Origin of the sequence: Vibrio floridensis, from assembly GCF_021852965.1 — a bacterium.
Lineage (GTDB): Bacteria > Pseudomonadota > Gammaproteobacteria > Enterobacterales > Vibrionaceae > Vibrio > Vibrio floridensis.
In genome coordinates this window covers 311,580-324,971 of the sequence record NZ_JAKGCY010000002.1, presented here as the reverse complement: position 1 = coordinate 324,971, position 13,392 = coordinate 311,580, and the positions used below count along the sequence as shown (strand labels likewise).

Sequence of the window (13,392 nt, the reverse complement as noted above, 5' to 3'; positions counted from 1 at the left end):
GAATTTTGCCTCAATTACGCATTTATTGCAGCCTAGCAACTTGAATATGCTAATATTCATCACCATTTTTACGTCTAATACTAGGTGCAAATCGCAATTTTATTAAACAAGATTGCGTGTAGCGAGCCAATCTACGCACCTTTAAATCAATCGAATAGAGAAAAATTAGCATGAACATTGATTTAAACCTTATTCCTCAAACGTTCGATATGCTTCACGCAGGTCTAGCGGCATCGAGCGTTTTATTACTACTCGTGGCGGTTTCTCGTAAATCCAAAGTGATCGAGAAAGTGGTTGAGAAGCCTGTAGAAAAAATCGTTGAAGTCGAAAAACCGGTCGAAAAAATTGTCGAAGTCGAGAAAGTTGTTGAAGTTGAGAAAGTGATTGAAAAAGTGGTGGAAGTACAATCTAAGCTTGCCACCGCATCCACCGATTCTGCGATGCAACTGCTTTCTATCATGCAACAAGAAGCTCGCTTGATCGACTTCCTACAAGAAGATCTCACCTCATTCTCTGATGAAGAAGTGGGCGCAGCAGCGCGTGTTATTCATAGCGGTGGCCAAAAAGTCCTTAAAGAGTACGTAACGCTTGAAGCGATCCGTAACGAAGACGAAGAGAGCCGCATTGTGGTCGAAGAAGGCTTTAACCCTCAAGCAATTCGTTTAGTCGGAAACGTAACAGGTAACGCGCCATTTAACGGCACCTTAATCCACAAAGGTTGGAAAGCTTCTGCAATGACGCTACCGAAACTGGCGGAAAACTACGACGCTTCGATCATCGCACCCGCTGAGGTTGAGCTGTAATGGAAACGATGATGACACCCGCAACCGAGCAAGTAGCAAAATTCAGCGTTGGTATTGACTTAGGTACCACGCACTGTGTTATGTCATTCATGGATACCCAGGATGAGCAAGCTCGCGTACAAGTGATGGCCATTCCACAATTGACGGCGCCTGGCACCGTTGAGTCTCGCAACCAGCTTGGTTCGTTTCTTTACCAGCCGCATGAGCATGAGATGAACCCTGCGTCACGCGTGTTGCCATGGACGACAGAACCGACAGCCCTTGTCGGTGCGATCGCACGTAATCTGGGTGGCAAAACGCCTTTGCGTTTGGTGGCCAGTGCGAAATCTTGGCTTTGCCATGGTGGCGTGAATCGCCGCGATGCGTTTCTACCAGCTGGCAGCCCAGAAGAGATTGAAAAAGTCTCACCACTGCGCGCAACCGAGCTTTATTTAGAGCATCTTAAGCAAGCGTGGGATCACGCACAGCCAAACCATCCGCTATCAGAGCAAGACGTGACCATCACAGTGCCGGCATCGTTTGATCCAGCAGCGCGCGATCTGACGGCAGAAGCGGCGCGCAATGTCGGTTTTGTGCATCTTACCTTGTTGGAAGAACCTCAAGCGGCACTTTACAGCTGGATCGACAACAGCAATGACAAATGGCGCGATGAAGTCACTGTGGGTGATATCGTGCTGGTGGTGGACATCGGCGGTGGTACCACTGACCTTTCTCTGGTGGAAGTGACCGAAGAAGAAGGCAATCTGACCCTCAAACGTATCGCTGTCGGTGAACACATTCTGCTGGGCGGTGACAACATGGATCTTGCCCTCGCCTACAGCTTAAAAATGAAGCTGGCTCAGGAAGGCAAAGAGCTGCAACCTTGGCAAGTACAAGCCATGACGCACGCTTGCCGCGACGCGAAAGAAGCGTTGCTCAATGATGCAGAGCTGCAATCGGTACCGATTGTCGTGCCAAGTCGCGGTTCTAAATTGCTCGGCGCTACGCTGAAAACCGAACTGACGCAGCAAGAAGTACAGCAAATGCTCGTCGATGGCTTTTTCCCTAAAGTCGCCATCACAGAACACCCAGTTCAACGTAACCGCGGTGCACTGACCCAGATGGGCCTGCCTTATGCACAAGATGCAGGCATCACTCGCCACATTGCGGCTTTCTTGTCAAAGCAAGCAAATGCCAACAGTGAAGCGGCACCTGCACAAGATTACAATCCGTTTGTTGGTGGAATGCCGGGTATGCCTGGCGCTCAACAAGCTTCTGTCGATTTCATCAAACCGACTGCGATTTTGTTCAATGGTGGTGTGCTGAAATCATCTCTATTAGCAGAACGCTTAGAAGAGACCATCAACGAATGGTTGCTTGACGCTGATGCAGAGATGGCAAAACGACTCACCGGCGTCGATTTGGATCTCGCGGTGGCGAGCGGCGCGGCTTACTATGGCGCAGTGCGTCGTGGTCAAGGTGTGCGTATCCGCGGTGGTATTGCTTCAAGCTATTACGTCGGTATCGAGAGCGCAATGCCTGCCATTCCGGGTATGGCCCCTCCAATGGAAGCACTGTGTGTGGCACCGTTTGGCATGGAAGAAGGCACCAGCGTCGATGTACCAAGTCAGCAGTTTGGTTTGATCATCGGCCAGCCAGTGAACTTCCAATTCTTTGGCTCAACGGTTCGTCGTGACGATCTTGCAGGGACACATCTAGACCATTGGGGCCCAGATGAACTTGAAGAATTACCTGAGATTCAAGTGACGTTACCGGTTTCAGAGGGTCGCCGTGAAGGCGAAGTGGTGCCGGTGACATTGGCCTCACGCGTGACTGAACTTGGCACGCTGTATTTAGAAGCGATTGCGGCGGATAACGGTCAAAAATGGCACGTGGAATTTGACGTGCGTGACGATGCCTCTCTGGCAGAATAATCGAACAAAGCAAACGGCATCCGAAGGGTGCCGTTTTTAAATCAATCAAGGGTTTGTCATGGCATCTCCTCGCTATCTTGTCGGCATTGACTTAGGCACCACCAACACGGTGGTTGCGTTTTGTGAACTGACCGAGAACTTACAACAATCCAACGTCTCCCTTTTCGATATTGACCAGCTTATTGGCCCCGGTGAAGTGGTTCGTAAACCGCTGCTTCCCTCTTTCCGCTACCACCCTGCCAACGGGCAAATCGCCCCTGCGGATCTCACCTTGCCGTGGGAAAACCAAACTGTGGCTGGCGACATTGCTAATGTGATCATTGGTGAATGGGCGCGTGAGCTGGGCGCGAAGGTGGAAGGGCGTCAGGTTTCAAGCGCTAAGAGCTGGCTGTCTCACCAAGCGGTTGATCGCCATTCAGACATACTGCCGTGGGCTGGGGTTAGCGATGTTGAGAAGGTTTCCCCTGTTATTGCCAGTGCCAGTTACCTTAATCACATTCGCCAAGCATGGAATCATCGCCACCCGGGCAATCTGCTCGAAGATCAAGAGGTGGTGGTCACCGTACCGGCTTCGTTTGATGAAACTGCACGTAAGCTGACCCTCGAAGCTGCTCAACTGGCAGGCTTAAGCCAAGTGCTTCTGCTCGAAGAGCCTCAAGCGGTTTGTTACGACTGGTATGCTCGCCACCAGCACAGTGCCGCAGAGTTATTAAAAGAAATCCCGCTGATTTTGGTGTGTGATGTCGGCGGCGGTACCACTGACTTAAGCTTGATTGAAGCAAAATTTAACCAAGACGCCCTCGCCTTGGATCGCATCGGGGTTGGTGAACACCTCATGCTCGGTGGTGATAACCTAGATTTGGCTCTCGCGCATTTAGCGGAGCAGCGCTTTAATCAAAGCAAAAAACTCAATGCGGCCAGCCTCACCAAACTGATTCAGCAAACACGCAAAGCCAAAGAGCAACTCCTCTCGAGTACAGCGCCGGAAGAAGTGAAGATCACCATGTTGGGCAGCGGTTCCAAACTGCTTGGTGGCACCAAGAGCATCGCGTTGAATAAACAAGAAGTTCATCAAATCGCCCTCGACGGCTTCTTCCCTCTTTCTGATTTTGCGCAAACGCCGGATAAACGCCGCAGCGCCGTGGTCGAATTTGGTTTGCCTTATGTCGCCGACCCCGCTGTGAGCAAACACGTGGCCGAGTTTTTATCTCAGCACCAACAAGTCTCTCACGCTGCGTTAGGACAATCAGAAAGTGATCAACCCGCCATTCCGGTAGGTCTGTTGTTGAACGGCGGCGTGTTTAACAGTGACCTCGTCACTGCGCGGATGACCGAGTTGCTCGGTCGCTGGCGAGGCGCACCGGTCACCGTCCTTGATAACCCGCATCCGGATTGGTCTGTGGCATTAGGCGCTGTCGCGTTTGCCAAAGCCCGCCGTGGGGCACAACTCAAAATCGGTGGCGGTTCTGCTCGGTCTTACTTTTTGCATCTGCAAGAAAAAAACAAAATGGGTAAAGCGCTCTGTTTGCTTGCAAAAGGCACCGAAGAAGGGCAAGAAATTCGTCTCACTGGACGACGTTTCTCGCTCACCCTTGGCGAACCCGTACGCTTTAACCTGCTCACGTCAACGCACGATGCCTTGTCCCATCATGTGGCGATTCAAAACGGCGTCATGGCGGATATCGACCCTGATATCTTCACCCCACTTCCTCCGTATATCGTTACATTGCAGGGGGAAGGCGCAGAATTAGAAGCCAATCAAAAAGAGCGTGTGGAAGTGCAACTTGCCTGCCAATTGACCGAAATCGGCACTCTGAAAATGGAGTGCGTCAGTGTCGAAGAAGAGGACAAACGTTGGGCACTGGAGTTTGAAGTTCGCAACAAAAAAGCGGAAGAACAAGAAAATGCCACACTTCACCCACGATTGAATGAGTGTAAAGAACTGATTACCCGCCTCTATAGTGGCAACAAGAAAAGTGGCGATGGCAATGAGATTAAACTGTTAGCCAAAGAGCTTGAACGCAAACTTGGCAAGCGCGATGAATGGGACTTCACCACCCTACGCCACTTGTTTGATGCCTTTGCACAAGGTCGAAAACGTCGTCGCCGCTCTGAACAACACGAAAAGAACTGGCTGCGTTTAGCCGGTTTTTCTCTTCGCCCGGGCTTTGGCGATGCAACCGATTCTTGGCGTATTGAGCAAGTTTGGGGGCTCTACCAACAAGGTATCCAGTTCCAAAATCATCAAGGTTGGACCGATTGGTGGGTTTTCTGGCGTCGTATAGCTGGAGGCTTGAACCAAGAACAACAAGAAACGCTGCTTGCCGACATTGCCAAGTATTTACACCCTGGTGCGATGAAAAACCCACAAACGGCCAAAGCCGCGCAAGACATGGGCTACGAAGCCATGGTTCGACTGGCCGCGTCTCTAGAGCATCTGGAAATGGAAGATAAAGTTTTGCTAACCAGTTGGTTTTTAAGCAAAGCTCTGAATCAAAACCAATTTGAGCAAGCGCACTGGTGGGCGATTGGGCGATTGGCCTCTCGTACACCGCTCTACGCAAGCCAACATCGTGTTATTCCACGTGAGCAAGCGGAACAATGGTTACCGAAACTGTTGGATCAGAACTGGCAGAAAGAACCGATGATCGCCTTTGCTGCGGTGATGATTTGTCGTAAAACGGGCGATCGTCTCTTTGATATCTCTGAAGATTTCCGCCAACAAGTGCTCACCAAACTGAAGCAAAGCCGAGTACCGGAAGCGTGGGTAAGCTTGGTCGAAGAGATCAAAGAGCTTTCTGAAAGCGAGTCTAAACGCGTGTTTGGTGATGCTCTCCCGAGCGGGTTGCGTCTGGTGACTCAGTAAACCGTCATTAGCGAACCTCCCAATCAGCCAGCCTCATGCTGGCTGATTGTTTTTATCGAGCACTAACCAATTAGCATCGCCCCTTTTTCGCCTGTCCCGGAGGACAAAATGATTGGCTTTCCTCGTGGCTGGAACTCTTGTTCTTCAGTTTCACTTCCACGTCTTTGTACTCCCCTTCAACGCTGGTTAATTGGCAGCCAGATAAAAATGCGCATAGACCTAGCGCAACCCATGTTTTTTTCATCGTTTTATAACCTCATGTTTTGTCGCAGACTTTACTGACTCTTACTTTTAAAATGTCATTCGTTAGTCAACATATCGTTTGGCTTTGTTAGTCCTCGGTAAAAGCGCATAGAAAGGGAGATTGAGATTGTGAAGCTAGAAAAATTTGACGACATCTATCAAAGAGCCGCCGAGCGCAAAGGGGGCGAAGCGAAGCTTGAAGCCCTTTTGTCCAAACCGCTCACCCAAGCGCAAATTGCCGCCATTCCGGATGATCGTTGGCTATCTGCCTTCAGTATGAAGATTTTCCAAAGTGGCATTTCTTGGAAAGTCGTAAGAAACAAATGGCCAAATTTCGAAGAAGTCTTCTTTGGTTTTAAAGTGGCGCCGTTGTTGATGCTTTCTGATGAACAGTGGGATCTGAAAGCAGCAGACACGCGCATTATTCGCCATCACGCCAAGGTCAAATCCATTCAGGCGAATGCGCAAATGATGCACGAAGTGGGGTTGCAACACGGCTCATTTGGCCAAATGGTGGCAAACTGGCCGAAAGAAGAGATCACCGGACTCTGGGCGTTTTTGAAAAAACACGGCAGTCGACTCGGCGGTAACACCGGCCCTTACAGCCTGCGTCAGCTTGGCGTCGATACCTTTATTTTGTCTGGGGATGTAGAGGCGTACTTGCGCAGCTATAAAATCATTGAAGGTGGGAAAGAAACCAAGCGTTCATTAGAAGCCGCAACACTGGCCTTTACTCATTGGCAACAGCAAAGTGGTCGCAGCCTCACGGAAATTAGCCAAGTTATCGCTTATAGCACGGGAGATAACCGCGTACAAAGTGCAATTGAAGAGTAAATTATTGGGCGGGCACGCCAGCCTGATAAATCATTTCAAGGCAATCTTGCTTGTCGTTACTAAGGTTGGGGAACACCATCCACGACCTTAGTCTCCTTGCAGGTTGAAAGCCGGCCTTTTCTAACACACGCAGACTCGCCGTGTGCTCAATATGAGCATAACTCCAGACTTTCTTGTAGCCTTGCTGCTTAAGAGCGCCACCAACCACAGCGCAAGCCTCGCTGGCGAATCCTTTGCCACTATGGCACTGACTAATTCCAAAGTGAATCTCTGCTACATCGCTTTCCAATTTCAAAACCATAATCCCCAGTGCACGGTGGGTGGCTTTTTCTGCTATGACTAGGACGAGGGTTTTCGCATTTGGATCGTACAAGTAAGACTGCCACAAGCGCACGCTATTTAAAGTCACATCAGGGGTGGCATGTGGCAAGCGACCAAGATACTTAGCAGCATGAGGATCTGAGAAGTACTCTTGATACAGCGTCCAAGCGTCCCATAGTTCTGGCGCTCGGACTATTAAGCGGATACTGTCAAACTTCATCGCTCTCTCCTTGTAGACGAAGCGATGAGCTTACAAGAAATCACGCTCATTTCACACACGCAAACTTCGATGACACGTTCAAAAAGCGGCTCACTATACCACCAGCGATATCATTTTTTGCTCGATACATATCTTCATCCGCCAACTTCACCAACTCAGCAATCGAGCTCGTCTGATCCGGGTAACAACTGATGCCGACACTAGCCGATACCGTTAAGGTCTGCCCATTGAATGTGATGGGTTGCGAGACCATTTCCGCAAACTGCTCCGTTTTGTGCATCACACCCGAATAATCTTTGAGCAAATCAAGGCAAATGACAAACTCATCCCCTCCTAATCTCCCTAAAATATCGGAAGCTCGAAAACAGGTTTTCATCCTTTCAGCAATCGCGCACAAAACGGCATCACCCGCGTCATGACCATAGGTATCATTGACTTCCTTAAATTTGTTGAGATCAACGAACAACAACGCCAGCTTAAGCCCACTTCGATTCGCTTTCATTGTCGCCTCATCAACTGCCGTCAAAAAAGCACGGCGATTTTTAAGTCCAGTCAAGGGATCGCTTTCCGACAGATAGACAAGTTGCTCTTTTTGTTCTCTCAGCTCTGCCGTTTGACGGAAAACTTCCAGCTCCAACTGTTCACGTGTCACCGTAATTTGGCTTAAGGAAGTTTTCATCTCATTAAAATGTTCCGCAACCACGACAAATTCTTGGTCGATACCCTTGGGTTTGATATGGCTATTGAGGTCACCTTGACTCAGTTCATTAAACCCTTGCTGTAACGTTTCGCACCCTTTTTTGAAGCGCTTGAGGATCACCAACGTAATCAGACTGACCAGCAAAGTAAAAAACACTAAGGACAAACCACTATTGAAAACCACCTCCGTGAGTTGTCCTAAACGTTTTTCCAGTACCGTTCGCTGTAATGAGCTGAGTTCTTCATCCATCGACATGACGATCATGTTGTAGCGTGAATGAATGAGCTCTTTCGTTGTATCGTTCACCGCTTGAAGTGACTGCTCATGATTAAGCAGATCCTGAAACGTTTTCGACATCCGCTCCAAGTTTTTCATCACGTGGCTAAAAGCCGCCGTCTGCTGAATATGGATCTCTAACCGCTTTTGCGCCGAAAAAAGCTGCTCAAAACTTTCTTGATCTTTGTATTGCAGAAACAGAGACAACTGTGTGCGCAATTGTTCAAGGTGCGAACGTGTTTGACTCACCACAAGAATCTCTTGCTTTATGCGACTTTGTGCCTCGTAAACGTTCCAAAGCGAATGGGCGACAACCCCTACCACCAATAAGGTGGAAAAAAACAAAAGTGTGAGCTTTTGAAGGAACGAACGCATTCTAATAGCACCTTTATTGATTCATAATTTGAAGTAGCATGGTTCTGTCAAGCAACTTACGATAATCTGGCATACTGCCGCTCACCAAACCGCTGTCTAACGCCCAGCGTGCTTGTATTTGCAAGTTGGAAAGCAAGCCATTACTCAGAGCCAACCGAAAAACATAATCCTCCCAAGTCCACGAAAGCTGCCCAATTGGCACATTTAAGTGTTGCGCGACACGCTGCTGTGTTTCGATGGGATGCTCGTTCATCCAAATTAACGCCTCTCTAAGCGCCATGAGCAGCCGTTCACTCTCCGATTGGTAGTCGTGAATGGTTGATTTGAGTGACAACAAGTTGAAAGAGAGATGGTAAATGCCGCGAACACTTAAATCGATCACAGGATGGGTGTCGGAAGTTTGTAATTGGTAGCCGTAAGGCTCCCAAATCGATATCGCATCCACTTCTCCATTGATTAATGCCTGGCTAATCTCTGTCGGAGGTAAATAGGTTTTGATCACATTAAGTTGAGAGTTTTGACTTAGCATGATCATGGCATCAAGAAAAAACTCGCTTGAACTTGCTTTGACAACACCGACTTTTTTATCGTGCAATTGGTTCAGTGTTTGAATGCCACTTTCTCTTAAAGCAAACAGTTTCAAATCGTTATCTGATTCCACAAAGCTGGCTAAAACAGAGAAATCTTGCCGTTTGAAGCTTGAAAACATCACCACGGATTCAGACGCTGTCGCATAGTCAACTTGCCCTCCAAACATCATTTCAGCACATTTTACCCCACCAAAACATGGCACCATTTCGATATCAAGACCATGTTTTTTAAATATGTTTAAGTCATGAGCAATAAGAAAAGGAGCAGAGAGTGGTGTTTGAGAAACGCCAATCGTCAGCTTTTGTACTGACATGTTAGGCGGTTCTTCCCGCATGATATAAACAGACACACTTGCGGCTAAGAGCATCAAACACAAAGCCAGCATTGCACTTACTCGTTTCACAAAGCACCATAAACATAAGCAACTGAGTTAACATAAATGATAGTACTAAATGACCAGTTTGGTAGTGGATCACAAAAACTGCGCCAATGTGTACAAATGATGCCGGTTAGCTGTGATAGGTCAGTCGCCTTCCCCCTAAAAAATAGTAAGTACTCTCTCAGTTAAAACGACCAAAGAGAGAGATTGAGTCGCATTCCGAGCAAGGTACGGTAATAACGTTCACTGGCTGACTTCTTGCGCGGATAATTTCGAAGTAACCTACTAAAAATCATTTGGTTACTGGCTTATATCTGGATTAAGTATGTTCAAAATGCACGGTTTTACTCTGATTGAGTTGATGGCCGTTATTGTCATCGTGAGTGTTGTTGGCATTACGGCTGCAACACGTTTCCTTAGCATTCAAACTGAGGCGAGAATTGCAGTGTTACAAGGGGCACGCGCTGCGCTGGAAACAGCCAACACACAAGTGTATACCAAAGCTATTTTACAAAATCAGGAGAACATCGACGCAACAGGCAGACCTAATATCGACTTGGATAATGATGGCCGTGCCGATCTCATTGGTTATTTTGGATTGATTAAGTACGTCATGCCGGCCCGAGAGCTTGCAGGTTTGGATCCTCAATTGACCATCCATAAGTGGTACGGTGTTGATGACCCGTCCGAGCCATTTTTCTTAATAGGATTTGCCAATAAACCGGTGGGACCAACACATCGTTGCTATGTAGAAGTCTTTTACCCATCGATTGCTGGAGGAGAGGTGACTTATCAATTGCAGACGGCGCATTGTTGACACCGTCTTCTTATGCTTGCGAAGCTGTTTTATTGATTATTGAATGATGAGACGAGACAAACGATACCAGCCACTGAGTTGTTTACCGTCATTGGCTAACTGAAGTGGCAAGTCGCCATGGCTATCAATTAACGCAATCTCTACTGAATACTCACCTAACGGCAATGTTCTCGGTAAAGTCAAACTGGTGCGAGTTGGATGTTTTCCAGGCAGCATTGCTTTGACATCGTAATCTGAAATCGCCATGTAATGGACTTGCTCAGAATCATCCACTAAACGATAGGCGATGTATCGCTCAATATAAGGAGGGGCTACCCCTTCGTTGACAAATTGAGTATCAACAACCCATGTACTTCCCGCGGTGAGTTGCTGTTGGTGTGAAAGGCGTTCGATGCGCAAACGATAGCCGAGCTTGGTGAGCGCTTCATCAAGCAAGGGGCGATATTCGTCTGGAATAGGTTTCGATTTTAAGTTAAGTGACGACGCATGCTGAGCCAATGCCCAATCCAAGCTGGCTTGCACTTCTTGCAAAGAATAACGTTGCATGGTTTGCCACTCTTGCATGGTTCCACAGGTTTCCAAGCTGACTGGCGCCTGCTGCCAAGTTTCTTTGAACCCGCTGTCTATTGTTGTCGCCTGTTCTATCCGATGGGGATAATCGTCTTTCATGTGGCTCCAGGAGGCGGAGAAATGGTGCCAATCTCCCCAACAATCGGCGCGCCAACCGGCTCCCTTTTCGGTCGCATAAGCAAGGCTGTCACCGCCACTGATCAGCATCACTTTAGCGGTTTTAGGAAAGGCAGCAAAATGCAAGTCAATGATGTGGTTTAGCTCGTCAGTACTGTATCGCTGATGAAGTGGCGGTAAGTTGGCAAAGTTACTGTTGTGCCATTCTCCCCACGAACCCACCATGCCAATATCAATGTGGCTTAAGTTGGCATTACCATCGTAACGTTGGCCAAATGCGTAGAGAAATTTCGCCATGTAATCAAGGTAAACGGTGTCATCGAGACTCGGTATAAAGGTGCTGTGATCTTGGCTCCAATCTCCGGCAATGCCTTTGTCTATTAACCACCGCGGGATTTTGCTGCCGGAATTTGGTTCATCGGCAGTCATAAAACGCAGTGCCACCATTTTTGCCGGTAACTCGTGACGATTTTCTAACAATAACTGATCTAGCAAAGCAAAATTATACTCGCCCTCTTTTGGCTCTAACTCACTCCAATAGAAACGGTAATAGTCGATTCCAGCGTCCGGATACTCAGATTTATTCAGTGAGACACCCCAGCTATCGTGGAAAGTTTCTACCCCTACCCCAGGATTACTGATCGGGCCTAGTACCGCGCTAGGTGTGACGGTGACCCATCCCTCATCGATAGAATCCCCACCATCAATGATCGGTTTGTCGGGTTTATTGTTACCTGGGTTGCCTATCTGCTCCTTCTTGGCATAACAAGCCGTTATCGGTAACACACATAACGAAACGATCAGTGCTTTTTGGTAGATGTGGAGCTTCATGGAGAACCCTTTGCTGTTGTTAGTGAATCAAGTCTTTAAACCAATCCCAGAGACCAAGAGAAAAGTTCTCGAAAATATCGATACCAAGCGCAGACTTTAACAGGTAGAGCGCCAAGGACGACAATCCAACCAACGCCAAAATCAGTAGCACAGTGAAACTCACCGCGAGAAAATTGGCCAGTTTGGATTCCTCGGATCTCAGCTGTTGCCTTCTATCTCGGCCACACAACAGCACCAAATAGTATCGTTTACCAAACCAAGGCAAACTTTTGCGTACATCTACAGAGTGCTTAGCCACCAAGCCAAGAGAGAGAACCGCCTGTTCAATCTCTTTCTTTTGCTTGGCATTTAAACTTGCTGCCACCTCAGTATCCAGTGTGTGATAAAACTGAGCCACTGCCTTGTTGGCTTTTTTGTTATCCAAATTTATTTCTCCAGTGCCTTTTGGTACACGGCGATGGTTTGATCAGCAATTTTGTGCCAATCATACTTGCTAAGGTAGTCAGAATAATCCACCGGTTTCGCATGTTGAACTTGGTTCAATTTATAGCTCAACGCGGCTATATCACCAACAGGGAAGTAATCTTCTTGCGGCAATGCGACTTCTGCATTCGCGGGAATGTTGCTCACCACCACTGGCAGAGAATAAGACATCGCTTCTAATAAGGCGATGGGTAAGCCCTCATGGTAAGACGGCATGCAAAAAGCGCGCGCCTGAGAGAACACCGCTTTGAGCTCATCACCATTTAAAAAGCCCGTCAAAATCACATTCGGCGTAGTTCGTGCCTTCTCTTTTAGTGCCTCACTATAGGTGGTTGCATGATCCGTATCACCGACCAATACCAGCGGTAGTTCGCTGCCAGAGCGCGAATAAGCGTCGATCAGATCATGAAAACCTTTCTCTTCAACAAATCGACCGACACCGACAAAGTAACCTTTCGCGACGACACCATGCTTGGCTAACGTTGACTGAACAAACTCGTCATCGAGCTTTTGCTGCGTTTCAACACCGTTGTAGATCAAATGCGCATCGTAACGATGGTATTTCTCTTGAATGAGGTTATTGATCACATCGGAAATGACGATCACTTCGTTCGCCCAGCGTACCGCGAGTTTTTCTCCTAGCATGAGGACTTTTTTCGCTAAGCCCCCCCACTTTTGACGATCGTAATCGGGCCCATGATGAGTAAAAACAACCTTTTTGCCCAGTAAACGCAATAGTGGCACCACGAGACCGGGTCCAATTGCGTGTACATGAACGACTTGAGAGCGGTCGACCCACGTTGATAGCGCCGCCAACGTAGAATGCATAATGGCTTCAAGTGATTTCTTTTTTGGTGCCCAAACCGATTTGGTTTCCACACCTTGATACTGCGAATGTCGGTAGTCCACATAGGGTGAGCGTGCGAGAACACACACTTCAGAACCGGACTGCTCTACGACTTGAGGGTATAAATGCTGACAATGCGTTTCAACACCACCTAAAACATTGGGAATACCACGGGTACCCAACACGGTAATTTTTAACGTCATGCT

12 protein-coding genes are annotated in these 13,392 nt (G+C 48.0%); 5 read left to right on the top strand and 7 right to left on the bottom strand.

The genetic code is table 11. The annotated features are described in order from the left end of the window. Positions 1 to 170: 170 nt before the first annotated feature. Genes LZU85_RS05760 through LZU85_RS05750 form a run of 3 tightly spaced genes read left to right on the top strand, consistent with a single transcriptional unit; the run spans position 171 to position 5,582 of the window. Positions 171 to 803, top strand: coding sequence for a DUF2760 domain-containing protein (locus LZU85_RS05760; RefSeq protein ID WP_045596488.1), 633 nt, complete (start codon positions 171 to 173; stop codon positions 801 to 803). Then, complete coding sequence (locus LZU85_RS05755) at positions 803 to 2,716, top strand: Hsp70 family protein (RefSeq protein WP_237286639.1); 1,914 nt, start codon at positions 803 to 805, stop codon at positions 2,714 to 2,716. Before LZU85_RS05760 ends, LZU85_RS05755 begins: the two co-directional genes overlap by 1 nt. Positions 2,717 to 2,774: 58 nt before the next feature. Next, positions 2,775 to 5,582, top strand: a complete 2,808-nt coding sequence (locus LZU85_RS05750; RefSeq protein WP_237286638.1) for an Hsp70 family protein — start codon at positions 2,775 to 2,777, stop codon at positions 5,580 to 5,582. Positions 5,583 to 5,652: 70 nt separating this feature from the next. Here LZU85_RS05750 and LZU85_RS05745 read toward each other — a convergent pair whose 3' ends face one another. Then, on the bottom strand, positions 5,653 to 5,826 hold the full coding sequence (locus LZU85_RS05745; RefSeq protein ID WP_176297688.1) for a hypothetical protein: 174 nt from the start codon (positions 5,824 to 5,826) through the stop codon (positions 5,653 to 5,655). Positions 5,827 to 5,954: 128 nt separating this feature from the next. On the opposite strand from LZU85_RS05745, the gene LZU85_RS05740 reads away from it, so the two are divergent. Next, positions 5,955 to 6,659 (top strand): DNA-3-methyladenine glycosylase I, encoded by a 705-nt coding sequence (locus LZU85_RS05740; RefSeq protein WP_237286637.1) that lies wholly within the window; start codon positions 5,955 to 5,957, stop codon positions 6,657 to 6,659. 1 nt (position 6,660) lies between these two features. On the opposite strand, the gene LZU85_RS05735 is transcribed toward LZU85_RS05740, so the two are convergent. The 3 genes from LZU85_RS05735 to LZU85_RS05725 are packed head-to-tail and all read right to left on the bottom strand — an operon-like array spanning position 6,661 to position 9,455. Further along, the gene (locus tag LZU85_RS05735; protein ID WP_237286636.1) at positions 6,661 to 7,200 is read right to left on the bottom strand and encodes a GNAT family N-acetyltransferase; all 540 of its coding nucleotides are present in this window, start codon (positions 7,198 to 7,200) and stop codon (positions 6,661 to 6,663) included. A gap of 46 nt (positions 7,201 to 7,246) precedes the next feature. Next, on the bottom strand, positions 7,247 to 8,551 hold the full coding sequence (locus tag LZU85_RS05730; RefSeq protein ID WP_237286635.1) for a putative bifunctional diguanylate cyclase/phosphodiesterase: 1,305 nt from the start codon (positions 8,549 to 8,551) through the stop codon (positions 7,247 to 7,249). 13 nt (positions 8,552 to 8,564) lie between these two features. Further along, positions 8,565 to 9,455: an ABC transporter substrate-binding protein gene (locus LZU85_RS05725; protein ID WP_237286634.1), complete on the bottom strand. Its 891-nt coding sequence runs from the start codon at positions 9,453 to 9,455 to the stop codon at positions 8,565 to 8,567. 391 nt (positions 9,456 to 9,846) lie between these two features. Here LZU85_RS05725 and LZU85_RS05720 point away from each other — a divergent pair, with 391 nt between their 5' ends. Next, the gene (locus LZU85_RS05720; protein ID WP_237286633.1) at positions 9,847 to 10,338 is read left to right on the top strand and encodes a prepilin-type N-terminal cleavage/methylation domain-containing protein; all 492 of its coding nucleotides are present in this window, start codon (positions 9,847 to 9,849) and stop codon (positions 10,336 to 10,338) included. Between the two features lie 36 nt (positions 10,339 to 10,374). On the opposite strand, the gene LZU85_RS05715 is transcribed toward LZU85_RS05720, so the two are convergent. From LZU85_RS05715 to LZU85_RS05705, 3 genes are read right to left on the bottom strand one after another with little or no spacing between them, the layout of a single operon-like run. Then, positions 10,375 to 11,856, bottom strand: a complete 1,482-nt coding sequence (locus LZU85_RS05715; protein WP_237286632.1) for a DUF4832 domain-containing protein — start codon at positions 11,854 to 11,856, stop codon at positions 10,375 to 10,377. Between the two features lie 19 nt (positions 11,857 to 11,875). Beyond that, entirely contained in the window at positions 11,876 to 12,280 is a 405-nt protein-coding gene (locus LZU85_RS05710; protein ID WP_237286631.1) for a hypothetical protein, read from the bottom strand. Between the two features lie 2 nt (positions 12,281 to 12,282). Continuing rightward, complete coding sequence (locus LZU85_RS05705; RefSeq protein WP_237286630.1) at positions 12,283 to 13,389, bottom strand: glycosyltransferase family 4 protein; 1,107 nt, start codon at positions 13,387 to 13,389, stop codon at positions 12,283 to 12,285. Positions 13,390 to 13,392 lie beyond the last annotated feature (3 nt).

Bases quoted from the DNA above. Each gene is read 5' to 3' on its own strand.
- LZU85_RS05760 (WP_045596488.1), top strand. From the start codon at position 171: ATGAACATTGATTTAAACCTTATTCCTCAAACGTTCGATATGCTTCAC.
- LZU85_RS05715 (WP_237286632.1), bottom strand. From the start codon at position 11,856: ATGAAGCTCCACATCTACCAAAAAGCACTGATCGTTTCGTTATGTGTG.
- LZU85_RS05750 (WP_237286638.1), top strand. From the start codon at position 2,775: ATGGCATCTCCTCGCTATCTTGTCGGCATTGACTTAGGCACCACCAAC.
- LZU85_RS05755 (WP_237286639.1), top strand. From the start codon at position 803: ATGGAAACGATGATGACACCCGCAACCGAGCAAGTAGCAAAATTCAGC.
- LZU85_RS05735 (WP_237286636.1), bottom strand. From the start codon at position 7,200: ATGAAGTTTGACAGTATCCGCTTAATAGTCCGAGCGCCAGAACTATGG.
- LZU85_RS05745 (WP_176297688.1), bottom strand. From the start codon at position 5,826: ATGAAAAAAACATGGGTTGCGCTAGGTCTATGCGCATTTTTATCTGGC.
- LZU85_RS05720 (WP_237286633.1), top strand. From the start codon at position 9,847: ATGTTCAAAATGCACGGTTTTACTCTGATTGAGTTGATGGCCGTTATT.
- LZU85_RS05725 (WP_237286634.1), bottom strand. From the start codon at position 9,455: ATGTCAGTACAAAAGCTGACGATTGGCGTTTCTCAAACACCACTCTCT.
- LZU85_RS05705 (WP_237286630.1), bottom strand. From the start codon at position 13,389: ATGACGTTAAAAATTACCGTGTTGGGTACCCGTGGTATTCCCAATGTT.
- LZU85_RS05730 (WP_237286635.1), bottom strand. From the start codon at position 8,551: ATGCGTTCGTTCCTTCAAAAGCTCACACTTTTGTTTTTTTCCACCTTA.